Raw genomic sequence first — 24,774 nt, 5'->3', positions numbered from 1 at the left:
TGGATCAGATCCAGGCGTTCAGCGCCGCGCCGGCCTGCGTCGGGTCCTTCTGCCGGCCCGGCGCCTGGCCGTTCTGCATGGCGATCATTTCGCGCACGCGTTCGCCGATGCTGTTTTCCACCTGCTCGCGTTTCTCCGGCGGCATCGCCGCCAGTTCTTCCTCGCTCAGGCCAAGGCTCTTCAGGACCTGCTCGCGCATCCTCTCGGCGGGCGACTTCTGCATGTACTCCTTGAACTCGTCATAGGCCGACTTGCCTTCGCTGGCGGCGGCAGGGGGATGCGCCTGGTTCTGCTTCAGCGTCAGGTTCAGCTTCGCGAGTCCTTCGTCCAGGGCCTGGCGGGCGGACTCCGCGGCGGGATCGGCGGCTTCGCCGCCTAGCGGCGTGCCGAGGGCGGGGCGCGGTTTCGACAGATCGCCGCCGGTGTCGACGGTGGTTTGCCGCTGGTTGTTCAGGTGACGCGCAGGCCAGCCGGAAAGGCTGGCGGCACCGATGCTGTTCATGACCGGCTTCCATGGAAATGAATGACCCCCGCTGCTTCGCAAAGGCCGTGCCAGATCGTCGGGGCCCAGGCTCAGAGGGATCTGCGCATGGCGCAGGGCGGGACGCAGGCAAGCGCTTGCCGCGAACGGCAACGGTGTTCCAAGGTTAGAATGCGCGGCCTGTGCATCACGTTGCGAAGAGAGCCATGACCGATACTCCCGACGATCGAACCGCAGATGCCTCCGGCCTGTCGAAGCGCAAGGCATTCCACCAGCAGCACCGGCAACGCGCCGAAGAGGAAGCCCGGCGACTGCTCGCCGCCCGCGCCGAACAGGGCGGGCGCTGGCTGGACTGGGTCGCGGGGCAACTCTACCTCCTGCGTCCGCCGGAGTACGCGGCCATGGTGCGTCGCGAACTGCAGCGCCTGAGCGGCGACTGAGGCTGGCGAATTTGTCAGCGCGGATTGCAGTTTCGCCAGCAAACCCATGCCACTGGTAAGGTGGTGGTTCCAGAAGATCAGAGGAGGCGGTATGCCTTTGAAGCAGTTTTCCAGTGCACTCGTTCTAGCGGCCCTGCTCGCCGGTTGCAGCAGCAACGGCGACGGCCCGTCCACCGACAGCGCCAGCGCGCCCGCGGCGACCCCGGCAGGAGACGGCCGTTGCGATGCCCAGGCGGTGCAGGGCTACGTCGGCAAGCAGGCTTCCGCGGCCGCTGTCGAAGAGGCCCGCCGCGCCGCCGGCGCGGAAGTTGCCCGGGCGTTGCGCCCGCATGACGCGGTGACCATGGACTACAACCCGCGTCGCCTGAACATCGATGTCGACGACAACCTGGTGATCAAGCGCCTGTCCTGCGGCTGAGCGTCCGCCGAAACGCAGAAGCCCCGCGTCGCGGGGCTTTTTTATGCGGGGGGGAACCGCTCAGATGGCGTTGCTGCGGCCGGCGGCGGTGGTTTGGCTGACAGTGGTTTCCGCTTGCTGCTGGAGAATCGCCTGGCGCTTGGCCTGGTACTCCTCGAACGACAGGCTGCGCCGCGCCAGGTCTTCCAGCGCCAGTTGGCGGACCTCGTCTTCGCCGTAGGGGCGCGAGGGGTTGTAGTCGCTGGCGCAGCCGGCGAGGGCGAGGGAGAGGAACAGTACGCTGATGAGTGCCTTGGCCATGACCGGCTCCTGGATTCGGTTTCCCGGGGAATGGTCGAAAGGCTAACAACGGCGTCGCGGCGCTAGAAATCATCCCGCTCGATAGTGCTTATTCGCTCGACTGAAAGCAGGAAGAACTCCTGCTATCGAGGTTATGCACACTGTAGGAAGGACGGCAGGCCTGGTGCGGCAGGGAGCGGCAAACGGAGCCCGCAGCGCGAGGAGGCTCGGGTGCGAGCCGGCGCAATGCGGCGCCCGCGCGCTGCGCGTCGGAGTAGGAGCGACACCCGTCGAGAGGTGCCGCTCCGCGCCTTTGCCCCCATGGCTACGTGGGGCGCAGGCGTATCGCCGGGAAGGATCAGGCCGCGACCTGCGCCGGCTTGCCCAGCAGGCGGTCGACCAGGCTGCAGGCGGCGAGGGTGGCCACCGAGGGTATCAGCCAGGCCAGACCCTGCTCGGCCAGCGGCAGATGCAGCAGCCACTGCGGGAAGTCCTGGCTGAGACCCGCTGCCTTCAGCGCGTCGAGCACACCGAACGCCAGCGAGACCAGCATCACCGGGGCGAGGATGCGCGTCGCCGAATGCCAGAGGCTGGCACAGAAGCTCAGCGCCACCAGCACGATGCACGGCGGGTAGATCGCGGTGAGCACCGGGATCGACACCTGGATCAGCTTGGTCAGGCCGAGGTTGGAGACGACGAAGGAGAAGCCCGCCAGCAGGATCACCAGGCTGCGGTAGGACAGCGGCAGGCGCTGGCAGAAGTATTCGGCGCAGGCGCAGGTCAGGCCGACCGCGGTGACCAGGCAGGCCAGCGCGATCAGTCCGGCGAGGAAGGCGCTGCCGAGGCTGCCGAAGGTATGTTGCACGTAGGCGTGGAGGACCGCCGCGCCGTTGCTGGCGTCGGCGGCGATGGCGTGGCTGCCGGCGCCGAGGCGGAACAGGCTGGCATAGACCAGCACCAGGCCGACACCGGCGATCAGCCCGGCGACGATCGCGTAGCGGGTGATCAGCCGCGGCGACTGCACGCCGCGGGAACGAATGGCGTTGACGATGACGATGCCGAAGACCAGCGCGGCAAGGGTGTCCATGGTCAGGTAGCCGTTGACGAAGCCTTGGGAGAACGCGGCCTCGGCGTATTCCGGCCGGGCCGTGCCGATCGGGCCGGCGGGCCAGAGGAACGCGGCGACGCCGAGGATCGCCAGGGCGAGGATCTTCAGTGGGGCGAGGAAGCGCCCGACGGTGTCCAGCAGGCGCCCGGGGTAGAGGGAGATGGCCAGGGCCAGGAGGAAGTACGCCAGGCTGTAGACGAACAGCGCCGTGCCGCTCTCGCCGAGCAACGGCACCACCCCGACCTCGAAGGACACCGTGGCGGTGCGCGGGATGGCGAACAGCGGGCCGACCGCCAGGTAGCAGACCGCCGCCAGCAGGCCACCGGCGTAGCGGCCGATCGGGTGGCTGAGGGCGTCGACCGAACCGCCGACCTTGGCCAGGGCGATCACGGTGATCACCGGCAGGCCCACCGCGGTGATCAGGAAGCCCAGCGCCGCCAGCCACACATGGGGACCGGACTGCAAGCCGACGATGGGCGGGAAGATGATGTTGCCGGCCCCGACGAACAGGGCAAAGGTCATAAAACCAAGCGCCAGGATGTCCCGGCCTTTCAAAGCGTTCATGCTGGAGAGGTACCGCGCTGCTCGAGGAAATTCACAGAAGGGTTTCCCGTGGGGTGGGGGAAACGGCACTCATCTGGATGGGACGAGCAGGGAGGCGGCCGCCGTCCTTGTGGGAGCCCGGGCCGGAAGCCAGGCATGCTAGCGAAAATGGCGGGGTCGCGGGATAGACATTGGTCTGGCTGTCCTTTCGTTGAAAAACGACGTCGCAATCAGAACAGTCCGTAGGGGCCTGCCTCCGTTTCCCTTGCCGGTTCCTGTCGCGACGATCGCGGGGGCGGCGTTCCCCGGGGCAACCCGGCGAGGCTTTTCCGAAGCCTTCGGCAAGCTTTCCGCGAGCTTCTCGTTATCCGTCTGAAAGCCACGGAATACGCGGGTTTCGGCGGAACGGAAGGGCCACGTTTTCTGTAGATATTCTTCACGAAAGATTGACGGATCGCCGAGCAGACTGCCGCCGTCGTCGAGTGCTGCCACGGGCGGCACCGCGCACTTCAACCCGGAAGTCAGTGAAGATCCATGCCCATGCCGAAAGCCCGCGCCGTTCGTCCCGAACTGCTGACCCTGCTGGTCAGCGTCGCCTTCCTGCTGTTCTACAACCTGCCGCTGTGGCAACGCCTGATGGCCATCACCCCGGCGGGCTGGCAGGGGCTGGGCATGATGCTGGCGGTCGGCCTGATGATCGCCGCGATCTTCAACCTGGCGCTGACCCTGCTGGCCTTCCGCTGGCTGCTCAAGCCGGCGCTGACCCTGCTGATCCTGGCCGCAGCCGGCACCACCTACTTCATGAGCCAGTACGGCGTGCTGATGGATGTCGGCATGCTGCGCAACGTCATGCAGACCAATCCGGCGGAAGTCGCCGACCTGCTTTCGCCGAAGCTCGCCGCCTACCTTCTGCTGCTAGGCGCGCTGCCGGTCTGGCTGCTGTGGCGCACGCCGGTGCGCTACCGGCCGTGGCCGCGCGAGCTGCTGAGCAAGCTGCTGGTGGCGCTCGGCTGCCTGGCGCTGCTCGGCGGGGTGGCGCTGGCCAACTACCAGGGGCTGTCCTCGCTGTTCCGCAACAACAAGGAACTGCGCCTGCAGGTCACCCCGAGCAACCTGGTCGGCGCCGCCATCAGCTACGCCAAGGGCCAGGCCCAGGCGGCCAGCCAGCCACTGCGGCCGATCGCCACCGATGCGCGGCGTGCCGCGCCCTGGCAGGGGCACCGGCGCAAGTCGCTGACCGTGCTGGTGGTGGGCGAAAGCGCGCGGGCGCAGAACTTCGCCCTGAACGGCTATGCACGGGATACCAATCCGCGCCTGAAGGCCGAGGAGGGCTTGATCAACTTCGCCAACGTGCATTCCTGCGGCACCGAGACCGCCGTATCGGTGCCCTGCATGTTCTCCAACCTCGGCCGCAGCGACTACAGCGACGCCCGCGCACGGACCCAGGAGGGCCTCCTCGATGTGTTGCAGCGCGCCGGCCTGCGGGTGCTCTGGCGCGACAACCAGTCCGGCTGCAAGGGCACCTGCGACCGGGTGGCCTTCCAGGACCTGAGCGACAGCAAGGACCCGGCGCTGTGCGCTGGCGGCGAGTGCCACGACGAGATCCTGCTGAGCGACCTGCAGGCCTTCATCGATGGGCTCGAGCAGGACACCGTGCTGGTCCTGCACCAGATGGGCAGCCACGGGCCGGCCTACTTCAAGCGCTATCCCAAGGAATACGAGAAGTTCACCCCGGTCTGCGCCAGCAACGACTTCAGCGCCTGCTCGCGGGACAGCATCATCAACGGCTACGACAACACCCTGCTGTACACCGACCACGTGCTGGCCAGCCTGATCGACCTGCTGCGCAAGAACGAAGACCGCATCGATACCGGCATGCTCTACCTGTCCGACCATGGCGAATCGCTCGGCGAGTACAACCTCTACCTGCATGGCACGCCCTACCTGCTGGCGCCGGACCAGCAGAAGCACGTCGGCATGCTGGCCTGGTTCTCGCCCGGCTACCAGAGCGCCTTCGGCCTCGACAGCGGCTGCCTGCGCCAGCGCAGCAACGAAGAGCTGTCCCAGGACAACCTGTTCCATTCCATGCTCGGCCTGCTGGAAGTGCGCACCGACGCCTACGACCCGGCGCTGGACCTGTTCGCCCCGTGCCGGGCGCCGGAGGTCCGGCAGGCGCTCAAGGCGGACGGCGGACAGGCGCTGTACTCCGGGGAAGCGTCTGGCCAGGAGCCGCCGGCGCGGCCACCGGCGGCTTCCTGACACGACCCGGCGAAAGGACTATTTCCTTCGCCTCGCGCAAGGGTAAGGTTCAGCCTCGGAACCCGCGAGGACGCCCATGGATCGCCATACCCAACGCCACCCCAGGAGCCGCGACTGCATGCTGCCCAATGGCCTGCGCCTGCACCTGGCGCATGACCCGGCGGCATCGCGCGCCGCTGCCTGGCTGCGGGTGGCGGCGGGCAGCCACGACGAGCCGACCGCGCATCCCGGCCTGGCGCACTTCCTCGAGCACCTGCTGTTCCTCGGCGGCGCGGCGTTTCCCGGCGACGAGCGCCTCATGCCGTGGTTGCAGGTGCGCGGCGGCCAGGTCAACGCCAGCACCCGGGGCAGGACCACCGACTATTTCTTCGAGGTGGCGGCGGAGCACCTCGGCGCCGGTCTGGCACGCCTGCTCGACATGCTCGTGCGACCGCTGCTGGATATCGACGCGCAACGGCGTGAGCGCGAAGTGCTGGAAGCCGAGTACCTGGCGCGCGCGGCCGACGAGCAGACCCTGATCGACGCGGCGCTGGCCCTCGGCCTGCCCGCCGGGCATCCCCTGCGGCGTTTCGTTGCCGGGCGCCGCGACAGCCTGGCGCTGGAGACCGATGCGTTCCAGCGGGCGCTGCGCGAATTCCATGCCGCCCACTATCACGCCGGCAATTGCCAGCTATGGCTGCAAGGGCCACAGGCACTGGACGAGTTGGAGAGGCTGGCGCGGCGTGCCTGCGCCGACCTGCCGGGTCGCTCGCCAGGCGCGAGTCCGTCGCCGCCGCCGTTGTCACCCTTCGCCGGCGCGGCGCTGGCGCTGCGCCTGCCGGGTCCGCCGCGGCTGGTGCTGGGCTTTGCCATCGACGCTTTGCGGGGGGCCGACGAACAGACCCTGCTGGCATTCGCCGAATTGCTCGGCGATCGCTCGCCGGGCGGGTTGCTGGCGGCACTCGGCGAACAGGGACTGGGCGAATCGGTGGCGCTGCGGGTGGTCCATCGGGACGCGCGACAGGCGCTCCTGGCGCTGACCTTCGAACTGTTCGACGGCAGCGCGGCGGCGGCGCTGGAGGAGACCTTTTTCGACTGGCTGCGCGCCCTGCGCGACGATGCCGCGAGCCTGCTGGCGGCGCGCCGGCCGTTGCTGGCGGAGCCCACTGCGCCGCTGGAGCGACTGCGCCAGCGCGTGCTTGGCCTGCCAGCGGAGATTCGCCCGGCCTGCCTGGATGCGCTGCGCGCCGAACGCTGCCTGCGGTTGCACCTGGACAGCGAACTCGACGGCGCCGAAGCGCGCTGGTCGGCGGGCTTCCGCCTGAGCGTGGCGCCCGTCGTCGCAGCGCCGCCGCTGGCAGCGCAGCGGCATGCCTGGCGCTTCGAACTGCCGCCGCCGCCGAGTGCCGCCGCCGAGGGCGCGCTGTTCCTGCGCTGGCGCTTTCCCGGCATACCCGCACGGTCACGCTTCCTGGCGCTGCGCCAGGCGTTGCGTCCGCTGTGCGGCCAGGCGCGCCTGCGGGGGGTGGAGATGGGCCTGGAAGCGCTCGGCGAAGACTGGACGCTGAGCCTGCTCGGAGCACGCGACCGCCTCGAGGCCGCCGTGCGACCGGCCCTGGCCCGGCTCCTCGCGGCGCCGGCCGACTGGCGCGCAAGCGGCGAGCGCCTGTCGTTCGCCGAGCGGCGCCGCAGCGCCACTGGCCTGCCGATCCGGCAACTGCTGGACGCCTTGCCCGGCGTACTCGGCGAGCCGCTGGCGGAGGTCGACGACGACTGGCGGCGGACGCGCTGGGACGGCCTGGTCATGCAGGCCGCGATGCCTGATCCACGATGGGTGCCCGGGCAGGCTGCCGGCAAGCGCCTTGAGCCTCTGCCAGCGATGCCCGGACGGCATCGCCGCGAGCTGGCCGTGGACGGTGAGTCGGCGTTGCTGCTGTTCTGTCCGCTGCCCGCGCCGGAGGTGCCGATGGAGGCGGCCTGGCGCCTGCTGGCGCGCCTGCACGAGCCGGCCTTCCAGCGGCGCCTGCGCGACGAGTTGCAACTGGGCTACGCGCTGTTCTGCGGCTTCCGTGAGGTCGGCGCACGGCGCGGCCTGCTGTTCGCCGCGCAATCTCCGCGTGCCTGCCCGGAACGCCTGCTGGAGCACACGGAGATCTTCCTCCAGCGTTCCGTCGAGGCGCTCGCACAACTGCCGGCGCAACGCCTGGCCGGCCTGCGCGATGCCCTCGCCGACGACCTGCGCCGGGCGCCGGGGACTTTTGCCGAGCGGGCGCGACACGCCTGGGCGGAGCATCTCGGCGGTGGCCAGGGCCGCTCCCGGCTGCTCGCCGAGGCCGCTCGCGGCCTGGGCGTCGACGATCTGCTTGCCGCCCAGGCCGCGCTGCTGGAGGCGCACGGCGGCTGGTGGGTGCTTTCCAGCCGACGCTGAAGCGAGTCGCGCCCGATCGCGAAGATAGCCTTGCCGGCTTCACTGCGGCGTTAGGACGAAAGCCGCGCTGCTTCGGTGGCGCTCCCCCCGCGACCATGGTTGCGCTACCGCCGGGGGGAGGGGGGACCCCACCTTGCGCAGCGCCACCGGCGCCCCCCGGGAAGCAGCGCCTATGCAGGCCCAAGGAAGCGTATGGCCGGGATTCCCCGGTTTCGATAATCGGCTCCGCCACGACCGGCCCGGTCGTTTCACCTCGCGGAGTGCGCCATGAACAAGAACAACACCGCCGTTCGCCGAATCCTGCCGCTGACCCTGGCCTCGCTGGGGGCTCTGGGCGGCCTGCAACCGGCCGTCGCCGACATCCTGCTCTATGACAAGGACGAGACGACCTTCTCCACCGATGGCTACTTCAACGCCTTCTACGTCAACAGCGACGTCGATCGCGAGGGCGAGACCTACGACCGCCGCCAGTCGCGGGTGAAGATGGGGTTCCTGCCGAACTATATCGGCTTCAACTTCGGCAGGAAGGTCGATGACCTGACCCTCGGCGGGCGGGCGTCGTTCTGGGTCACCATCAACGACAGCGAGACCGACGGCACCGACACCGCCATCGACGTCCGCCAGTTCTACGGCACCGTCGCCGGCGACTGGGGCGAGGTGCTGATCGGCAAGGACTTCGGCCTGTTCTCGCGCTCGAACATCTTCCTCGACGAACTGCTCGCAGGCTTCGGCAATCCCAGCGACACCCTCGGCCTGGTGGATGGCAAGGGCGTGTCCTTCGGCAACATCGGCACCGGCTACCCGTATCCGTTCCCCACCTCGCAGATCACCTACCGCAACAACAGCCTGCTGCCCGGCCTGCGCATCGCCGTGGGCATCCTCGACCCGATCGATTCCAACCAGATCGACAAGGACGCCAGCGACGGCCTGGACGACAAGGCCTACCAGGACAACCCGCGCTACGAGAGCGAGGTCAGCTACCAGTTCGACCTCGGCGGTACGCAGATCTACAGCTGGATCAACGGCGGCTACCAGACCTCGAAGAACACCAGCGACACGGTCGACAGCGTCACTTCCAAGGGTCTCGGCTACGGCGTGCAGGCGAAGTTCGGCGGTTTTTCCCTGACCGGCTCGGGGTTCACCGCCAAGGGCATCAACCCGTTCTTCACCAACAACGCCGGCGAGGCCGCGTTGCGCGAGGTGGACAGCCGCGGCGCGCTGTTGCAGGGCTCCTACAGCTGGGGCAGGAACCGCCTGGCGCTGTCCTATGGCAAGACCGTCGACGACGGCAACGGCCTGGGCTCGGCCGCCGACTACGAGAGCCGTGGCATCGCCTATTTCCGTACGATCAACGACAACCTCAAGCTGGTCGCTGAACTCAACCGCTACCGGATCGACGGCCGCGACGGCGCGGCGCTGGACGAGGACACCGACACCGTGGCCCTTGGCGCCGTGCTGAACTGGTGATCCCGCTACCTTCGGAGGACGGCGCCGCGACCCAAGTAGGATAGGGGCCGCGGCGCTCGCCTCCGTAGAATGTCGGCCAGGCAAACCGGAAGTGGACGCAGGCATGTACGACGGACACGGGGAAGGGGTCACCAGGGGCATGTCCAGCGCCCGCGACGTCGAGGCGGTGGCCCAGGACCTGGCGCGCCAGCTGATCCACCCGCACCTGGGCTTCGTGCTGTTCTTCTGTTCCGCCGAATACGACCTGCCGGCCCTCGCCGCGATGCTCGAACGCTACTTCGGCGGCATCGACCTGGTCGGCTGCACCACCGCCGGCGAGATCACCCCGCAAGGCTATGGCCGAGGTTGCGTCAGCGCGGTGGGCTTCGACCTGCGCAGCTTTGCCATCGCCAGCGTGCTGATCGACGAGATGGAGCGCTTCAGCCTGCTCGACGCCCAGCAGATGGTCGAGCGCCTGGTCGCCGATTGCCGCAGCGGCGGCCTGGCGCCGATCAAGGGCCACAGCTTCGCCCTGACCCTGCTCGACGGCCTGTCCAGTCGCGAGGAGGTGGTGCTCGCCGCGCTCAGCGCGGCCCTTGGGGCGATCCCGCACTTCGGCGGATCGGCCGGCGACGACAACCACCTGACCCATACCCACGTCTACCACCGGGGCCAGTTCCATACCGGCGCGGCGGTGGTGCTGCTGGTCAACACCTGGCTGGACTTCGAGGTCTTCACCACCCATCACGTGCTGCCGCGCGCCGAGAAGCTGGTGGTGACCCGCGCCGACAGCGGCAGCCGGCGCGTCCACGAACTCAACGCCGAACCGGCGGCACTGGAGTACGCGCGGCTGGTCGGAGTGGCGCCGGAGGCGCTGGACTTCGCCCTGTTCTCCGCCCATCCGCTGGCGGTGCGGGTCGACGACCGCTATTACGTGCGCTCGATCCAGCAGGCCAACGACGACCTCAGCCTGACCTTCTACTGCGCGGTGGAGAACGGCATCGTCCTCACCGCGATGAGCACCGGGCCGCTGCTGCCCAACCTGGAGGGGCAGTTCCGCCGGCTGCACGAACGCCTCGGACCGCCGTTGCTGACCATCGGTTGCGACTGCTTCCTGCGGCGCCTGGAGCTGGAGGTCGGCGGCGACACGGAAGCTACCGCCGCGTTTCTCCGCAGCCAGCAGGTGATCGGCTTCAACACCTACGGAGAGCAATTCAATGGCATGCATATCAACCAGACCTTCACCGGGGTCGCCATTGGCCGACCCCGCGGAGGTGTCCGTCGCTGAGCTGCAGGCGCGGGTCGTCGCCCTCGAGGAAGAGCGGCACAAGTTGCAGCGGATCAACCAGGCGCTGATCGGACGCATCGAGTCGAGCGCCGCGCAGAGCGACGATGCCTATGGCGCCTTCCAGTATTCCGTGGTGCTGGCCGAGCAGGTCCGTGAGCGCACCGACGCGCTGAGCCAGGCGATGGCCGAGCTGCGGGCCAGCAACCAGCTGCTCAGCGACGCCCGCCTGCGCGCCGAAACCGCCCACCAGCACCTGCTCGATGCCATCGAGAGCATTTCCGACGCCTTCGTCCTGTTCGACGGGCAACGCCGCATCGTCCTGTTCAACGAGCGCTTCCGCGCGCTCTGGGCCAATTCCCGCGCGCGCATCGGTCCCGGCATGCGCCAGGCCGAGCTGCGTCGGTTGGCGCGCAGCGGCGGGCTGATCGTCGAGGAGCAGCGCGGCGGCGACGAGCAGACCCTGTACCGCCTGCGCGACGAGCGCTGGCTGCGCATGAGCGAGCGGCCGACCCGCGACGGCGGGCTGGCGGTGCTCTACACCGACGTCACCGAGATCAAGCTCAGCGAAACCGCGCGTCGCGAGCAGGCTCTGGCGCAGAAGTCGCACCTGCTGCAGCGGGCGGTGGACAACCTGTCCCAGGGCGTGGCGATGGTCGGCGCCGACGGTACTCTGGAACTGTGGAACCGACGCTTCCTGGAACTCTGCGGTCTGGCCCCGATCGGCGGCCACCGGGCCTTCGCCGAAGTCATGGCGGAGAGCGAACTGCCGCTGATCACGCCGTGCAGCCGCGACGCCCAGGGCGCTCCGCGCGCGGTGCTGGAGCAGCGCCTGTTCGACGGCCGGGTGCTGGAGATCCGCACCCATGCCTTGCCCACCGGAGGCTTCGTCAACACCTTCACCGATATCACCGAACGCTATCGCCATGCCGAGACACTGCGCGCCAGCGAACGCTGGATCCGCCTGATCACCGACCAGGTGCCGGCGCTGATCGCCTATCTCAGCGACGAGCTGGTCTACGAATTCACCAACAAGGTCTACGAGCAGTGGTACCGCTGGCCGAGCGGCTCGATGCTCGGACGCAACCTGCGCGACGTGCACGGCGCCGAGCACTGCCGGCGCCTGGAGCCGTACTTCGAGCGGGCCCTGGCCGGCGAGAGCGTGACCTTCGAGATCGCCGAGACCGCGCTGTCCGGCCAGGAGCGTTACATGCAGCGTTCCTATGTGCCGAACCGCCAGGCCGACGGCAGGGTGGTCGGCCTGTTCGTGCTGGTCCGCGACATCACCGAGCGCCGGCGCACCGCCGAGGCGCTGCACCAGGCCTACCAGAACCTCGAGCAGCGGGTGCGCGAGCGCACCGCCGAGCTGACCAGCCTCAACGACCAGTTCAAGCGCGAGATCCACGAGCGCAGCCAGGTCGAGGCACGCCTGCGCGAGGCCAAGCGCGAGGCGGAACAGGCCAACCTGTCGAAGACCAAGTTCCTTGCCGCGGTCAGCCACGACCTGCTGCAGCCGCTGAACGCCGCGCGGCTGTTCACCAGCGCGTTGCAGGAGCGCGGTGGCGCCGGGCAGGGCAACGAGGCGCTGGTGAACAACATCAGTCATTCGCTGGAGGACGTGGAGAATCTGCTCGGCACGCTGGTGGACATCTCCAAGCTGGACGCCGGGGTGATCCGCCCGGATATCGCGCCGTTCGAGATCGGCGAGCTGCTCGGCAACCTGGCCGCGGAGTACCGCCAGGTGGCCGTCAGCGAGGGCCTGCGCCTGGAGTTCGTGGCCTGCGGGGCGCTGGTCCGCAGCGACCAGCAACTGCTCGCGCGGATCCTCCGCAACCTGCTGTCCAACGCCATCCGCTACACGCCCCGCGGGCGCGTGCTGCTTGGCTGTCGCCGGCAGCGCCAGAGCCTGTCTATCGAGGTCTGGGACACCGGGGTCGGCATCGCCGCCGACAAGCTCGGCGAGATCTTCCAGGAGTTCAAGCGCGGCGAGCTGCAGCGCTCGCAACAGGACCGCGGGCTCGGCCTGGGGCTGGCGATCGTCGACAAGATCGCCCGCATGCTCGGCCACCGGGTCCGGGTCGGCTCGCGGCCGGGCAAGGGCTCGTGCTTCGCCATCGAGGTGCCGCTGGCCCGCCACGCCCCGCGCGGCCGCGCCGAGCCGCCGGCCTGCGCGGACGACTTGCGCGAGCGCCTGCGCGGTTCGCGGGTGTGGGTGCTGGACAACGACGCGGCGATCTGCGCCGGCATGCGCTCGCTGCTCGAGGCCTGGGGCTGCCGGGTGGTGACGGCGTTGTCTGAGGAAGACCTGGCGCGCCAGGTCGACAACTACCACGCGGAGGCCGACCTGCTGATCGTCGACTATCACCTCGACGACCAGCGCAACGGCATCGACGCGGTCGCCGCGATCAATGCCCGGCGCGGTTCGCCACTGCCGGCGCTGATGATCACCGCCAACTACAGCAACGACCTCAAGCAGCAGGTCCGCGAGCTTGGCCATACCCTGATGCACAAGCCGGTACGGCCGATGAAGCTGAAGACCGCGCTCTGCCACCTGCTGGAGCGCGAAGGCGTGGTCTGATTCAGCCGCGTTCGCGCGCCGCGCGGCCCAGGCGCGGGAGGAGGATCAGGGCGATCCCGCCGAGCACCGCCAGGGTCGCCGGCGGCAGCCGTGGGCCGAGCGGCTCGCCGAGCAGCAGCGCGCCGCAGAGGGCGGCGAGCACCGGCACGCTGAGCTGCACCGAGGCTCCCTGGAGCGCCGTCAGCCCCGGCAGCGCGCTGTACCAGACGGCGTAGCCGAGGCCGGAGGCGAGGGCGCCTGAGAGCAGCGCATAGAGCAACCCGGGGCCGTCCAGCCGCAGTTGCCCGTGGAAGACCAGGAGCAGCAGGGCGGCGAAGGCGATGGCGCGGAGGAAATTGCCGGCGCTGACCGCCAGAGGGTCGCCGCCGCCCCGGCCGAGCAGGGTATAGAGCCCCCAGGCGAGGCCGGACAGCAGCATCAGCAGGGCGCCGCCCAGCGGCGGCGCGCTGGCTCCCGGCAGCAACAGGTAGAGCAGGCCGCCCAGTGCCAGCAGGAAACCGGCCAGTGCCTGCGTACCCGGCCGCTCGCCGCGCAGCAGCCCGGCCAGGAGCAGGCTGACCTGCACCGCGCCGAACAGCAGCAGCGCGCCGGTGCCGGCGTCCAGTTGTACATAGGCGTAGGAGAACGCCGCGGCGTAGACGAACAGCGCCGCCGCGCCGCGCCAGCCGCCGCGCGCGCCGGCCGGGGCGCGGCGCAGGCGCAGCAGCAAGAGCAGCATGAGCGCCCCGGAAACAAGGCGCAGGGCGGTGAAGCTGACCGCGTCGATGGCGGTGTCCTTCAGCGCCGCGCGGCAGAGCAGCGAATTGCCGGCGAAGGCCAGCATCGCCAGGATGGTGAGCAGCAGGGTGCGGCGGTCGGGCATGGGCGGGCCTCAGCGACGCAGGTAGGCGGCGAAGTCGATGTCGCTGGCGCTGAGGATGGCCTGCACGCGGTTGTGCACCCTGAGCTTGCGCAGGATCGCCGAGACGTGCGCCTTCACCGTGGTCTCGGCGATCTCCAGGTTGTAGGCGATCTGCTTGTTCGACTCACCCTTGGTCATTCGCTCCAGCACCAGCAACTGCTTGCGGGTCAGAGCCTGCAGCAGTTCCGGGGCGATCGCGTGCTCCTCGTGGCCGCAACGGCGCGGCGAGCTCTTCTGCGTGCGGATCACGTCCGAGGGCAGGTAGACGTTGCCGTTGAGGATCTGCTCGATGGCCTCGGTCATCTGCGCGCGCGGCGAGGACTTGGTGATGAAGCCCACCGCGCCGTAGGTGATGGCCTGCAGGACCACCTGCTTGTCCTGCTCGGCGGAAACGATCACCACGGGAATGGTCGGGGCCTCGTTGCGCAGGTTCATCAGGCCGTTGAGGCCGTGCATCCCGGGCATGTTCAGGTCGAGCAGGATCAGGTCGAGGTCGTCGTGGGCCTGGGTCAGGCCCAGGGCGCTGTCGAGGTCGGCGGTCTCCATGACTTCGCTGCCGGGAAACCCGTCGGCGATGACATTGTGGATGGCTTCGCGGAACAGCGGGTGATCGTCGGCGATCAGGATCTTGTACATGGCCAGGACCTCGTTATTGTCGTTATGGGCGGCGGGTGGCGGTTCAGCGCGAGGCTGGCGTTCGGCGGACGCCGCTGGCGTCACGGTAGCAGCCGCGGCGGCGATCGCCCAGCGCGGCGCCGCCCTGGCCTGGCGGGGCCAGGCGGCCCGGGATGAGGGATCGGCGAGGAGATCGACCGGGACGCTGGCGGGCGCGGCCGGACGGCGCCAGTGGCAGGCTGGACGGAGCGTGGGCAAGGCGAGGCATGGCGATTTCTCTGTAGTTCTTCTTGTAGCGGCCATTACAAGACAGGTGCGCTGCTTTGGAAATTCGACGTTGAGAGGGGCGAAGCGCTACCAAAGTAGTAGACGGCCACTCTTGCGCATGGCCCATGTCCTGGCATCGATGCCGGCCGCGTCCGCGCGGCGGCCGGAACCTGGGCGAAGGTAGCGCCCCGGCAGTACCAAGGTAGTAGCCTGTCGCGGCTGGCGGCGTCCTAGCATGCTTTGGCAATGACCATCCAAAGGAGGCGCCGCCATGCGCATCGCCGTCACCCTGGTGTTGCCCATCCTGCTGATCCTCAGCCTGCTCGGCTTCGATTTCCTCTACGCCCGGCATGTCCAGCCCGACACGCCTGGCGCCTGCTCGGCCGCACACGCCTGCCGGGCTGCGCCCTGAGGCACGGCATGCCGGCGCCACGCGCGGATCCGCCTGCGGTGGCGTGGCGGTTCCCTCGACCGGGCGGGTGCGACGATGGACGCGGCTGCGAGCTGCGCCTGCGACCGTCGCCGGGTGTGGCGACTGAAAGGAGGAAAGCATGAAGATCCTGCTGGTGGATGACCATCCCGTGGTCCGCGAAGGCCTCGCCGGATTGCTACGGGGCCTGCTGCCCGACGTGCAACTGAGCGAGGCCGGCGACGGCGAGCACGCCTTGCTGGCGGTGCAGCGCGAGATTCCCTCGCTGGTCATCGTCGACCTCGACCTGCCGGGAATCAGCGGCGTGGAGCTGACCCGCCGGCTGCGCCAGCGCCTGCCGCAGCTGCGCGTGCTGTTCTTCAGCCTGCACGACGAGCTGGCGCTGGTGCGCCAGGCGCTGGACGCCGGTGCCCGCGGCTACCTGACCAAGCGCGCGGCACCGGCGACGCTGCTGGAGGCGGTGCGCCGGGTGCTCGCCGGGCAGGTCTACATCGAGCAGGGCCTGGCCATCCGCCTGGCGTGCCAGCAGCGGAGCGAGGAGGGCGAGGCCATCCTGCGCGACTTGACCCGCCGCGAGTTCGAGATATTCCGCCTGCTCGCGCGCGGCCTGGCCATGCGTCAGGTCGCCGAGCAGCTGGGGGTGAGCGGCAAGACCGTGTCAAACCATGTCAGCCTGCTCAAGCAGAAGCTGCAGGTGAGCACCCAGGCGGAACTGGTGCACCGGGCCATCGACAGCGGCGTGCTGCGGCTGGGCCTGCCGCTGCCGCTCGCCGAGAAGGCTTGCGGCAGCGTCGGGTAGGGGCATCCTCGCTGCTGTCCGGCGCTTCACCGCCAGCCCGCGGGGCAATCCTTGCAACCCTGCATGTTGCTGCCCTGGAAGTTGCCGAAGCGCACCTTGCTGCCGCGCAGGTCGGCGTCCTCCAGATTGGCCTCGGCCAGCTTGACTTCCTGCAGGTTGGCGTCGCGCAGGTCGGCGCCCTTGAGATCGGCGCGGGACAGCCAGGTCATCTCCAGATCGGCGGCGCGCAGCGTGGCCTGGTGCAGGCGGCCGCCGCTGAGTCGGGCGAACTCCAGGTAGGCGGCGGTAAGGTCGGCGCCCTGCCACTGGGCGCCCTGGGCGAACAGGCCCCAGGCCTGGATCGCCACCGCCCTGGCGCCGGAGAGGTCGGCGCCGCGCAGGTTGGCCTGCTGCAGGCTGGCGCGGGTGAGGTCGGCGCCACGCAGGTCGGCTTTTTCCAGGTTGGCCAGGTCGAGCCTGGCGTGGCGCAGGTCGGCGCCGGAGAGATCGGCGCCGGCCAGATCGATGCGGCCGAGGTCGAGGTTGCGCAGGTCGGCACCGCGCAGGTCGACCCTGGCGCAGCGCGCGCCGGGCTCCAGGCGGCAGCCGGCGATGATGCGGACGCCGTCGTCGTCGATGTCGTCGGCGGCCTGGGCCAGGCCGGCGCCGAGCAGGGCGGCGCAGAGGAGGAAGGTCTTCATCGGGATACTCCGCGGGCGGGGAAAGCCGCGCCCCGCGGGGCGCGGCGCGGGGATCAGCGGCTGGCGGTGCGGTTGTCCCAGCTGGGCAGCTTGAATACCCAGAAGGAACCGCCCTGGGCCACCGGCCGGGTCAGGTCGGCCATGTCGCCGCCCCACAGCGGCACGGCGCCGCCGTAGCCGACGGTCACGCCGAGGTACTGCTCGCCGTCCTGTTCCCAGGTGATCGGCGGCGAGACGATGCCGCTGCCGGTCTGGAATTTCCACAGTTCCTTGCCGCTCTTCGCGTCGAAGGCCTTGAAGTAGCCGTCGCCGGTGCCGGTGAACACCAGGTTGCCGGCGGTGGCCAGCACCCCGGCCCAGAGCGGCAGGTGTTCCTTGTGTTCCCAGACCACCTTGCCGCTGACCGGGTCCATGGCGCGCAGGCTGCCGACGTGGTCGTCGTACATGCGCTTGATCCGGAAGCCCATGCCCAGGTAGGCGCTGCCCTTCGTATAGCTGACCTCCTCGGTCCAGTAGTCTTCCTTCCAGTGGTTGGCCGGCACGTAGAACAGCCCGGTGTCCTGGCTGTAGGCCATCGGGTTCCAGTTCTTGCCGCCGAGGAACGGCGGCGATACTTCCACCGCCTTGCCATGCTTCTGCCCCGGTTCCGGCAGCGGCGGGCGCTGGCCCTCACGCTCCACCGGGCGGCCGGTCTTCAGGTCGATGTGGCTGGCCCAGGTGATGTTGTCGACGAAGGGGAAGGCGTTCTGCAACTTGCCGTTGCTGCGGTCGACCACATAGAAGAAGCCGTTGCGGTCGGCGTGGGCGGTGGCCTTGACGATCTTGCCGTCCTTGGCCTTGTAGTCGAACAGCACCAGTTCGTTGTTGCCGGAGAAGTCCCAGGCGTCGTTGGGGGTGTGCTGGTAGAACCACTTCACCTCGCCGGTGCTCGGGTCGACCCCGACCTGGCCGGAAGTGTAGAGGCTGTCGTAGTCGTGCGGGTTGCCGCCCTTGGCGGTGCGCGCCCAGGTGTTCCACGGGCCGGGGTTGCCGGCGCCGACGATGATGGTGTTGGTCTCGGCGTCGAAGCTGGCGCTCTGCCAGGGAGCGCCGCCGCCGTGGCTCCAGGACTCGACCTTGCCGGTCGGCGAGTTGCGATCGTCCGGCCAGGATGGCGCCTTGACGTCGCCGGTGGCCGTGCTGTCCTTGCCGTTCAGGCGGCCCATGTGGCCTTCGACGAAGGGGCGCATCCAGATTTCCTCGCCGGTATCCGGATCGCGGGCGAACAGACGGCCGACCACGCCGAACTCGTCGCCCGAGCTGCCGTGGATCAGCAGGACCTTGCCGGTCTTGCCGTCCTTCACGATGGTCGGCGCGCCGGTCATGGTGTAGCCGGCGCCGTGGTCGGCGAACTTCTTCTTCCACACCACCTTGCCGGTGTTCTTGTTCAGCGCCACCACCGAGGCGTCGAGGGTGCCGAAGAACACCTTGTCGCCATAGATCGCGGCGCCGCGGTTGACCACGTCGCAGCACGGGCGGATGTCGTCGGGCAGGCGGTGGTTGTAGGTCCACAGGCGCTTGCCGGTCTTCGCGTCGAGGGCGAACAGCCGCGAGTAGGAGGCGGTCACGTAGATCACTCCGTCGCTGACGATGGCCTGGGACTCCTGGCCGCGCTGCTTCTCGTCGCCGAAGGAATACGACCAGGCCGGGGTCAGCTTGAACACGTTGTCGGCGTTGACCTGCTTGAGCGGGCTCCAGCGCTGGGCATGGGTGCCCATGCCGTACTGCAGCACGTCGCCGGTGCTCTTGTCGTCGTTGGCGATGTCCTCCCAGGTCACATCCTTGGCCAGCGCGGCGCCACCGCTGCCCAGGGCGACGGCGAAGGCGAGGCAGTGCAGGCTCGGGCGCAGGAGGCCGGCAGGGGCGGGTGAGGTTCTTGTTGTCATGATCGGGTTCCCGTTTGGAGTGAGGGTCGAGAAACGGCAGGCCGCTGCTCGGGCCGCGGCGGTTTCATGGTGGAAGCGGGGCGCGCCGGCGGGAACGGAAGATCGCCCGATTCGCCCGGGAAGACTTCCCGGCCGGGACATGACTTGGACTTGCTGCCAAAGCCCCCCGCGAGGCCTTCCGAGGCTCTACTGCGAAGGGAGTAGGCGAGGGCGCCCAAAGCAGGATTCGGCCGTGCGGCGGAGGCTCCTAGGATGGCGGCGAGCGCCGTTTGGCGCCCGTGCCTTGTCCTGTCTCCCCGGAGGAATGAAGTGATGAACAAGAACAACGCCTTGCGCGGCCTGCTGGTGCTGGCCGGTCTCAGCCTCTCGAGCCTGGCCCTGGCCCACGGCGACGTGACCCCCCAGGCGGTGGACACCAAGGGACTCGAGCCGCTGGGCAAGGAATGGCGCGACACCAACCCCTACCGCGAGCCCTACGCCAAGCACGACCTGGCCGTGGAGATCGGCGCCTCCGCCTACAACCAGAACTGCGCGCGCTGCCACGGCCTGGAAGCCAAGTCCGGTGGCATCGCCCCGGACCTGCGCCTGCTGGAGACCGGCGCCGAGGGCGACGAGTGGTTCAAGGAGCGGGTCATCAACGGCGCGGTGCGCGATGGCGCGGTGTACATGCCGAAGATGGCCGACTTCATCAGCCAGGAAGGCCTCTGGGCGATCCGCAGCTATCTGGAAAGCGTGCACGTCGACGAGTGACACGCCCGTCCCTTCGCCGCCGACCGCGGCGCCCTCGCCGAGTCCGCCGTGCCACGGCGGAACGACCACACAGGAGAGCTTCGTCATGATCTACGCAGCGCCCGGAACCCCCGGTGCCGTCGTTACCTTCAAGCCTCGCTACGGCAACTACATCGGCGGCGAGTTCGTGCCTCCGGTCAAGGGCCAGTACTTCACCAACACCTCGCCGGTGAACGGCCAGCCGATCGCCGAGTTCCCCCGCTCCACCGCCGAGGACATCGACAAGGCCCTCGACGCCGCCCACGCCGCCGCCGACGCCTGGGGCCGCACCTCGGTGCAGGAGCGCTCGAACATCCTGCTGAAGATCGCCGACCGCATCGAGCAGAACCTGGAACTGCTCGCCGTCACCGAGACCTGGGACAACGGCAAGGCCGTGCGCGAGACCCTCAACGCCGACATCCCCCTGGCCGCCGACCACTTCCGCTACTTCGCCGGCTGCATCCGCGCCCAGGAAGGCTCCGCCGCCGAGATCAACGACAGCACCGTGGCCTACCACATCCATGAGCCGCTGGGCGTGGTCGGGCAGATCATCCCGTGGAACTTCCCGCTGCTGATGGCCGCCTGGAAGCTGGCCCCGGCGCTGGCCGCCGGCAACTGCGTGGTGCTCAAGCCGGCCGAGCAGACCCCGCTGGGCATCTGCGTGCTGCTGGAACTCATCGGCGATCTGCTGCCGCCGGGCGTGCTCAACGTCGTCCAGGGCTTCGGCAGGGAGGCCGGCGAGGCCCTGGCCACCAGCAAGCGCATCGCCAAGATCGCCTTCACCGGTTCCACCCCGGTCGGCTCGCACATCCTCAAGTGCGCGGCGGAGAACATCATTCCCTCCACCGTCGAGCTGGGCGGCAAGAGCCCGAACATCTACTTCGAAGACATCATGCAGGCCGAGCCGGCGTTCATCGAGAAGGCCGCCGAGGGCCTGGTGCTGGCCTTCTTCAACCAGGGCGAGGTGTGCACCTGCCCGTCCCGCGCACTGGTCCAGGAGTCGATCTACCCGGCGTTCATGGAAGAAGTGCTGAAGAAGGTCAGGGCGATCAAGCGCGGCGACCCGCTGGACACCGAGACCATGGTCGGCGCCCAGGCCTCGCAGCAGCAGTACGAGAAGATCCTCTCCTACCTCGACATCGCCCAGCAGGAAGGCGCCGAAGTGCTCACCGGCGGCAGCGCCGAGAAGCTCGAAGGCAACCTGGCCAGCGGCTACTACATCCAGCCGACCCTGCTCAAGGGGCACAACGGCATGCGCGTGTTCCAGGAGGAAATCTTCGGCCCGGTGGTCGGCGTCACCACCTTCAAGGACGAGGCGGAAGCCCTGGCCATCGCCAACGACACCGAGTACGGCCTCGGCGCCGGCCTCTGGACCCGCGACATCAACCGCGCCTACCGCATGGGCCGGGGGATCAAGGCCGGCCGCGTGTGGACCAACTGCTACCACCTGTACCCGGCCCACGCCGCGTTCGGCGGCTACAAGAAGTCCGGCGTCGGCCGCGAGACGCACAAGATGATGCTCGACCACTACCAGCAGACCAAGAACCTGCTGGTGAGCTACGACATCGATCCGTTGGGCTTCTTCTGAGCGTTCCTCAGCCGCCGCGTGCCGCTCCGGCGCGCGGCTTTCGCCGACGCCCCCCGGGGCGCCCGCCGCCACGCCCGGCGTGGCTTCCCCAGGGCGGGTCCTGGCGCGACGCGGCCACGGCCGCGTTTTTTTTCGTTACACCGGCCGACCTTCGCAGCACCCCGCGTGGGCTAGGCTTTTTCGTGCGCCGGGGCAACCGTGGCGCGCGAGGGGGATCGGTCCGGGCGAACCTTGGCCAGGGTCGGCAGTCCCTACCAAATCAGGGGACGAACTCCTTCGAAAGTCTCATTCGAGGCGTTCCCCGCTGATGTTTAACTCGACCTGCCGGAATCGACCGGCACCACCCCAGGAGGATCGACCCCATGTGGACCAAGCCCAGCTTCACCGACCTGCGTCTCGGTTTCGAAGTGACCCTCTACTTCGCCAACCGCTGATCCATCCGGCCCCGGTCATCCGGGGCCTCCCTCCAGCCCGCGGGGCAGACCCATGCACATCCGTATTCTCGGTTCGGCCGCCGGCGGCGGCTTTCCCCAGTGGAACTGCAACTGCCGCAACTGTCGCGGGGTCCGCGACGGCAGCGTAGCGGCCCAGCCACGCACGCAATCCTCCATCGCCCTGTCGGACGACGGCGAGCGCTGGATCCTCTGCAACGCCTCGCCCGACATCCGCGCCCAGATCGCCGCCTTCCCGGCCCTGCAGCCGGCGCGTCGGCCGCGCGATACGGCGATCGGCGCGATCGTCCTGCTCGACAGCCAGATCGACCACACCACCGGCCTGCTCAGCCTGCGCGAAGGCTGCCCGCACGAAGTCTGGTGCACGCAGATGGTCCACCAGGACCTCAGCGAAGGCTTTCCGCTGTTCCGCATGCTTTCCCACTGGAACGGCGGCCTGCGCCACCGGCCGATCGCCCTCGATGGCGAGCCTTTCGCCATCCCGGCCTGTCCGCGCCTGCGCTTCACCGCGATCCCCCTGCGCAGCAGCGCGCCGCCGTATTCCCCGCATCGCGGCGACCCGCATCCGGGCGACAACATCGGCCTGTTCGTCGAGGACCTCGACAGCGCCGGCACGCTGTTCTACGCGCCGGGCCTCGGCGAGGTGGACGAGGCGCTGCTCGAATGGATGCGCCGCGCCGACTGCCTGCTGGTGGACGGCACGCTCTGGCGCGACGACGAGATGCTGGCCTGCGAGGTCGGCGACAAGCTCGGCCGGCAGATGGGCCACCTGGCGCAGAGCGGGCCGGGCGGCATGCTCGAGGTACTGGCGAAGGTGCCGGCCGCGCGCAAGGTGCTCATCCATATCAACAACACCAATCCCATCCTCGACACCGCTTCGGCCGAGCGCGCCGAACTGGATGCCAGTGGCATCGAAGTGGCCTGGGATGGCATGCACATCCAGCTGTAGGGGGACCGACATGAGCCGTGCCGCCATGGACCGCGCCGAATTCGAACGGGCGCTGCGCGACAAGGGGCGCTACTACCATATCCACCATCCGTTCCATGTCGCGATGTACGAGGGCCGTGCCAGTCGCGAACAGATCCAGGGCTGGGTGGCGAACCGCTTCTACTACCAGCTCAACATCCCGCTGAAGGACGCGGCGATCCTGGCCAACTGTCCCGACCGCGAGGTCCGCCGCGAGTGGGTCCAGCGCATCCTCGACCACGACGGCGCCCCCGGCGAGGCGGGGGGCATCGAGGCCTGGCTGCGCCTGGCGGAGGCGGTGGGCCTGGAGCGCGAGCAGGTGCTGTCCGAAGAACGGGTGCTGCCCGGCGTGCGCTTCGCCGTCGACGCCTACGTCAACTTCGCCCGTCGCGCCAGCTGGCAGGAGGCGGCGAGCAGTTCGCTGACCGAACTCTTCGCCCCGCAGATCCACCAGTCGCGGCTGGACAGCTGGCCGCGCCACTATCCGTGGATCGAGGCGGCCGGCTACGAGTATTTCCGCAGCCGCCTGGCCCAGGCCCGGCGTGACGTCGAGCACGGCCTGCGGATCACCCTGGAGCACTATCGGACCCGCGAGGCACAGGAACGCATGCTGGAGATCCTGCAATTCAAGCTGGACGTGCTGTGGAGCATGCTCGACGCGATGAGCATGGCCTACGAGCTGGAACGTCCGCCGTACCATACGGTGACCCGCGAGCGGGTCTGGCACCGGGGGCTGGCGCCATGAGCCTGCCATCGCTCGACAGCGTGCCGGTCCTGCGCCGGGGCTTCCGCTTCCAGTTCGAACCGGCCCAGGACTGCCATGTGCTGCTCTATCCCGAAGGGATGGTCAAGCTCAACGACAGCGCCGGGGAGATCCTCAAGCTGGTCGATGGCCGCCGCGACGTGGCGGCCATCGTCGCGGCGCTGCGCGAACGTTTTCCCGAAGTTCCCGGCATAGACGAAGACATCCTGGCGTTCCTCGAGGTGGCCCATGCGCAATTCTGGATCGAGCTGCAGTGAAAGCGTGGGGCCGCCGCTCTGGCTGCTGGCCGAGCTGACCTACCGCTGCCCGTTGCAGTGCCCGTACTGCTCGAACCCGCTGGAATTCGCCCGCGAGGGCGCCGAGCTGGGCACCGCGGAATGGATCGAGGTGTTCCGCCAGGCTCGCGAGCTGGGCGCCGCCCAGCTCGGTTTCTCCGGCGGCGAGCCGCTGCTGCGCCAGGACCTCGCCGAACTGATCGAGGCGGGGCGCGGCCTGGGCTTCTACACCAACCTGATCACCTCCGGCATCGGCCTCGACGAGGCACGCCTGGCGCGCTTCGCCGAGGCCGGGCTGGACCACGTGCAGATCAGCTTCCAGGCCGCCGACGAAGAGGTGAACAACCTGCTCGCCGGCTCGCGCAAGGCCTTCGCCCAGAAACTGGCGATGGCCCGCGCGGTGAAAGCCCATGGCTACCCGATGGTGCTCAACTTCGTCACCCACCGGCACAACATCGACAACATCGAGCGGATCATCCAGCTGTGCATCGAGCTGGAGGCCGACTACGTGGAACTGGCCACCTGCCAGTTCTACGGTTGGGCCGCGCTGAACCGCGCCGGGTTGCTGCCGACCCGCGCCCAACTGGAGCGCGCCGAGCGGATCACCGCCGAATACCGCCAGCGGCTGGCCGCCGAAGGCAATCCGTGCAAGCTGATCTTCGTCACCCCCGACTACTACGAGGAACGGCCGAAGGCCTGCATGGGCGGCTGGGCCAGCGTGTTCCTCGACATTACCCCGGACGGCACCGCGCTGCCGTGCCACAGCGCGCGGCAACTGCCGCTGAAGTTCCCCAACGTGCGCGAGCACAGCCTGCGCCACATCTGGTACGAGTCGTTCGGCTTCAACCGCTATCGCGGCGACGCCTGGATGCCCGAGCCGTGCCGCTCCTGCGAGGAAAAGGAGCGTGACCACGGCGGCTGCCGCTGCCAGGCGTTCCTCCTTACCGGCGACGCCGACGCCACCGACCCGGTCTGCGCCAAGTCGGCCCGCCACGACCTGATCCTCGACGCCCGGCGCCAGGCCGAGGAGGCGCCGTTGGGCCTGGACGCGCTGACCTGGCGCAATCAGCGCGCCTCGCGCCTGATCTGCAAGGCCTGAG

The 24,774-nt window shown here is 69.0% G+C and carries 23 protein-coding genes; 16 read left to right on the top strand and 7 right to left on the bottom strand.

Annotated features, from left to right (window positions below; translation table 11 throughout):
- Positions 1 to 4: 4 nt before the first annotated feature.
- Positions 5 to 502: a hypothetical protein gene (locus B7D75_RS15135; protein ID WP_053814055.1), complete on the bottom strand. Its 498-nt coding sequence runs from the start codon at positions 500 to 502 to the stop codon at positions 5 to 7.
- Between the two features lie 185 nt (positions 503 to 687).
- Between B7D75_RS15135 and B7D75_RS15130 the strand changes: the two genes are divergently transcribed.
- Both B7D75_RS15130 and B7D75_RS15125 read left to right on the top strand, forming a co-directional pair.
- Complete coding sequence (locus B7D75_RS15130) at positions 688 to 921, top strand: hypothetical protein (RefSeq protein WP_003156009.1); 234 nt, start codon at positions 688 to 690, stop codon at positions 919 to 921.
- 91 nt (positions 922 to 1,012) lie between these two features.
- The gene (locus B7D75_RS15125; RefSeq protein ID WP_012076061.1) at positions 1,013 to 1,339 is read left to right on the top strand and encodes an I78 family peptidase inhibitor; all 327 of its coding nucleotides are present in this window, start codon (positions 1,013 to 1,015) and stop codon (positions 1,337 to 1,339) included.
- Between the two features lie 60 nt (positions 1,340 to 1,399).
- Here the strand turns inward: B7D75_RS15125 and B7D75_RS15120 are convergent, their stop codons facing one another.
- Together B7D75_RS15120 and brnQ are read right to left on the bottom strand one after the other, a co-directional pair.
- Entirely contained in the window at positions 1,400 to 1,639 is a 240-nt protein-coding gene (locus B7D75_RS15120; RefSeq protein WP_034082978.1) for a hypothetical protein, read from the bottom strand.
- 337 nt (positions 1,640 to 1,976) lie between these two features.
- Complete coding sequence (brnQ, locus tag B7D75_RS15115) at positions 1,977 to 3,290, bottom strand: branched-chain amino acid transport system II carrier protein (RefSeq protein ID WP_107114180.1); 1,314 nt, start codon at positions 3,288 to 3,290, stop codon at positions 1,977 to 1,979.
- A gap of 519 nt (positions 3,291 to 3,809) precedes the next feature.
- On the opposite strand from brnQ, the gene B7D75_RS15110 reads away from it, so the two are divergent.
- From B7D75_RS15110 to nahK, 5 genes are all read left to right on the top strand, one after another.
- Positions 3,810 to 5,528: a phosphoethanolamine transferase gene (locus B7D75_RS15110; protein ID WP_034082976.1), complete on the top strand. Its 1,719-nt coding sequence runs from the start codon at positions 3,810 to 3,812 to the stop codon at positions 5,526 to 5,528.
- 76 nt (positions 5,529 to 5,604) lie between these two features.
- Positions 5,605 to 7,935, top strand: a complete 2,331-nt coding sequence (gene pqqF / locus B7D75_RS15105; RefSeq protein ID WP_107114179.1) for a pyrroloquinoline quinone biosynthesis protein PqqF — start codon at positions 5,605 to 5,607, stop codon at positions 7,933 to 7,935.
- 267 nt (positions 7,936 to 8,202) lie between these two features.
- Positions 8,203 to 9,402, top strand: coding sequence for a porin (locus tag B7D75_RS15100; RefSeq protein WP_012076055.1), 1,200 nt, complete (start codon positions 8,203 to 8,205; stop codon positions 9,400 to 9,402).
- Between the two features lie 103 nt (positions 9,403 to 9,505).
- A complete protein-coding gene (nosP, locus tag B7D75_RS15095; protein WP_058135047.1) occupies positions 9,506 to 10,669 on the top strand; it encodes a nitric oxide-sensing protein NosP in 1,164 nt (387 codons plus the stop codon).
- Positions 10,599 to 13,244 (top strand): hybrid sensor histidine kinase/response regulator NahK/ErcS', encoded by a 2,646-nt coding sequence (gene nahK / locus B7D75_RS15090; RefSeq protein ID WP_107114178.1) that lies wholly within the window; start codon positions 10,599 to 10,601, stop codon positions 13,242 to 13,244. The genes nosP and nahK overlap by 71 nt, the downstream gene beginning before the upstream one ends.
- Before the next feature lies 1 nt (position 13,245).
- On the opposite strand, the gene B7D75_RS15085 is transcribed toward nahK, so the two are convergent.
- Positions 13,246 to 14,106, bottom strand: coding sequence for a DMT family transporter (locus B7D75_RS15085; RefSeq protein WP_012076053.1), 861 nt, complete (start codon positions 14,104 to 14,106; stop codon positions 13,246 to 13,248).
- Between the two features lie 9 nt (positions 14,107 to 14,115).
- The gene (gene agmR / locus B7D75_RS15080; RefSeq protein ID WP_012076052.1) at positions 14,116 to 14,781 is read right to left on the bottom strand and encodes a response regulator AgmR; all 666 of its coding nucleotides are present in this window, start codon (positions 14,779 to 14,781) and stop codon (positions 14,116 to 14,118) included.
- Between the two features lie 517 nt (positions 14,782 to 15,298).
- Between agmR and B7D75_RS29590 the strand changes: the two genes are divergently transcribed.
- Both B7D75_RS29590 and B7D75_RS15075 read left to right on the top strand, forming a co-directional pair.
- Complete coding sequence (locus B7D75_RS29590; protein WP_012076050.1) at positions 15,299 to 15,439, top strand: hypothetical protein; 141 nt, start codon at positions 15,299 to 15,301, stop codon at positions 15,437 to 15,439.
- Positions 15,440 to 15,578: 139 nt separating this feature from the next.
- Positions 15,579 to 16,256, top strand: a complete 678-nt coding sequence (locus tag B7D75_RS15075; RefSeq protein WP_012076049.1) for a response regulator transcription factor — start codon at positions 15,579 to 15,581, stop codon at positions 16,254 to 16,256.
- Between the two features lie 26 nt (positions 16,257 to 16,282).
- Here the strand turns inward: B7D75_RS15075 and B7D75_RS15070 are convergent, their stop codons facing one another.
- Together B7D75_RS15070 and exaA are read right to left on the bottom strand one after the other, a co-directional pair.
- Positions 16,283 to 16,936 carry a pentapeptide repeat-containing protein gene (locus B7D75_RS15070; RefSeq protein WP_058135048.1) on the bottom strand — a complete coding sequence of 218 codons (654 nt, stop codon included), beginning with the start codon at positions 16,934 to 16,936 and terminating at the stop codon, positions 16,283 to 16,285.
- A gap of 53 nt (positions 16,937 to 16,989) precedes the next feature.
- Positions 16,990 to 18,861, bottom strand: coding sequence for a quinoprotein ethanol dehydrogenase (exaA, locus tag B7D75_RS15065; protein ID WP_034082971.1), 1,872 nt, complete (start codon positions 18,859 to 18,861; stop codon positions 16,990 to 16,992).
- A 312-nt stretch (positions 18,862 to 19,173) separates the two neighbouring features.
- On the opposite strand from exaA, the gene pedF reads away from it, so the two are divergent.
- From pedF to pqqE, 7 genes are all read left to right on the top strand, one after another.
- On the top strand, positions 19,174 to 19,611 hold the full coding sequence (pedF, locus tag B7D75_RS15060) for a cytochrome c-550 PedF (RefSeq protein WP_003088533.1): 438 nt from the start codon (positions 19,174 to 19,176) through the stop codon (positions 19,609 to 19,611).
- Between the two features lie 85 nt (positions 19,612 to 19,696).
- A complete protein-coding gene (exaC, locus tag B7D75_RS15055; RefSeq protein ID WP_107114177.1) occupies positions 19,697 to 21,217 on the top strand; it encodes an acetaldehyde dehydrogenase ExaC in 1,521 nt (506 codons plus the stop codon).
- Between the two features lie 362 nt (positions 21,218 to 21,579).
- Positions 21,580 to 21,651 (top strand): pyrroloquinoline quinone precursor peptide PqqA, encoded by a 72-nt coding sequence (gene pqqA, locus B7D75_RS15050; RefSeq protein ID WP_003106462.1) that lies wholly within the window; start codon positions 21,580 to 21,582, stop codon positions 21,649 to 21,651.
- Positions 21,652 to 21,703: 52 nt separating this feature from the next.
- A complete protein-coding gene (gene pqqB, locus B7D75_RS15045; protein ID WP_034080578.1) occupies positions 21,704 to 22,618 on the top strand; it encodes a pyrroloquinoline quinone biosynthesis protein PqqB in 915 nt (304 codons plus the stop codon).
- A gap of 10 nt (positions 22,619 to 22,628) precedes the next feature.
- Positions 22,629 to 23,381: a pyrroloquinoline-quinone synthase PqqC gene (gene pqqC / locus B7D75_RS15040; RefSeq protein ID WP_003157535.1), complete on the top strand. Its 753-nt coding sequence runs from the start codon at positions 22,629 to 22,631 to the stop codon at positions 23,379 to 23,381.
- Positions 23,378 to 23,656 carry a pyrroloquinoline quinone biosynthesis peptide chaperone PqqD gene (gene pqqD / locus B7D75_RS15035; protein ID WP_034080575.1) on the top strand — a complete coding sequence of 93 codons (279 nt, stop codon included), beginning with the start codon at positions 23,378 to 23,380 and terminating at the stop codon, positions 23,654 to 23,656. Before pqqC ends, pqqD begins: the two co-directional genes overlap by 4 nt.
- A complete protein-coding gene (pqqE, locus tag B7D75_RS15030) occupies positions 23,628 to 24,773 on the top strand; it encodes a pyrroloquinoline quinone biosynthesis protein PqqE (protein WP_034000044.1) in 1,146 nt (381 codons plus the stop codon). The genes pqqD and pqqE overlap by 29 nt, the downstream gene beginning before the upstream one ends.
- Position 24,774 lies beyond the last annotated feature (1 nt).

The organism is Pseudomonas paraeruginosa, assembly GCF_003025345.2.
In the GTDB taxonomy this organism is placed as follows: Bacteria; Pseudomonadota; Gammaproteobacteria; order Pseudomonadales; family Pseudomonadaceae; genus Pseudomonas; species Pseudomonas paraeruginosa.
This window is presented reverse-complemented; position numbering and strand designations above follow the sequence as displayed.

Bases quoted from the DNA above. Each gene is read 5' to 3' on its own strand.
- pqqC (WP_003157535.1), top strand. From the start codon at position 22,629: ATGAGCCGTGCCGCCATGGACCGCGCCGAATTCGAACGGGCGCTGCGC.
- exaC (WP_107114177.1), top strand. From the start codon at position 19,697: ATGATCTACGCAGCGCCCGGAACCCCCGGTGCCGTCGTTACCTTCAAG.
- B7D75_RS15110 (WP_034082976.1), top strand. From the start codon at position 3,810: ATGCCGAAAGCCCGCGCCGTTCGTCCCGAACTGCTGACCCTGCTGGTC.
- B7D75_RS15075 (WP_012076049.1), top strand. From the start codon at position 15,579: ATGAAGATCCTGCTGGTGGATGACCATCCCGTGGTCCGCGAAGGCCTC.
- nosP (WP_058135047.1), top strand. From the start codon at position 9,506: ATGTACGACGGACACGGGGAAGGGGTCACCAGGGGCATGTCCAGCGCC.
- B7D75_RS29590 (WP_012076050.1), top strand. From the start codon at position 15,299: ATGCGCATCGCCGTCACCCTGGTGTTGCCCATCCTGCTGATCCTCAGC.
- pedF (WP_003088533.1), top strand. From the start codon at position 19,174: ATGAACAAGAACAACGCCTTGCGCGGCCTGCTGGTGCTGGCCGGTCTC.
- B7D75_RS15085 (WP_012076053.1), bottom strand. From the start codon at position 14,106: ATGCCCGACCGCCGCACCCTGCTGCTCACCATCCTGGCGATGCTGGCC.
- B7D75_RS15125 (WP_012076061.1), top strand. From the start codon at position 1,013: ATGCCTTTGAAGCAGTTTTCCAGTGCACTCGTTCTAGCGGCCCTGCTC.
- pqqE (WP_034000044.1), top strand. From the start codon at position 23,628: ATGCGCAATTCTGGATCGAGCTGCAGTGAAAGCGTGGGGCCGCCGCTC.
- pqqD (WP_034080575.1), top strand. From the start codon at position 23,378: ATGAGCCTGCCATCGCTCGACAGCGTGCCGGTCCTGCGCCGGGGCTTC.
- B7D75_RS15070 (WP_058135048.1), bottom strand. From the start codon at position 16,936: ATGAAGACCTTCCTCCTCTGCGCCGCCCTGCTCGGCGCCGGCCTGGCC.
- exaA (WP_034082971.1), bottom strand. From the start codon at position 18,861: ATGACAACAAGAACCTCACCCGCCCCTGCCGGCCTCCTGCGCCCGAGC.
- pqqF (WP_107114179.1), top strand. From the start codon at position 5,605: ATGGATCGCCATACCCAACGCCACCCCAGGAGCCGCGACTGCATGCTG.
- B7D75_RS15120 (WP_034082978.1), bottom strand. From the start codon at position 1,639: ATGGCCAAGGCACTCATCAGCGTACTGTTCCTCTCCCTCGCCCTCGCC.
- agmR (WP_012076052.1), bottom strand. From the start codon at position 14,781: ATGTACAAGATCCTGATCGCCGACGATCACCCGCTGTTCCGCGAAGCC.
- nahK (WP_107114178.1), top strand. From the start codon at position 10,599: ATGGCATGCATATCAACCAGACCTTCACCGGGGTCGCCATTGGCCGAC.
- B7D75_RS15100 (WP_012076055.1), top strand. From the start codon at position 8,203: ATGAACAAGAACAACACCGCCGTTCGCCGAATCCTGCCGCTGACCCTG.
- pqqB (WP_034080578.1), top strand. From the start codon at position 21,704: ATGCACATCCGTATTCTCGGTTCGGCCGCCGGCGGCGGCTTTCCCCAG.
- brnQ (WP_107114180.1), bottom strand. From the start codon at position 3,290: ATGAACGCTTTGAAAGGCCGGGACATCCTGGCGCTTGGTTTTATGACC.
- B7D75_RS15135 (WP_053814055.1), bottom strand. From the start codon at position 502: ATGAACAGCATCGGTGCCGCCAGCCTTTCCGGCTGGCCTGCGCGTCAC.
- B7D75_RS15130 (WP_003156009.1), top strand. From the start codon at position 688: ATGACCGATACTCCCGACGATCGAACCGCAGATGCCTCCGGCCTGTCG.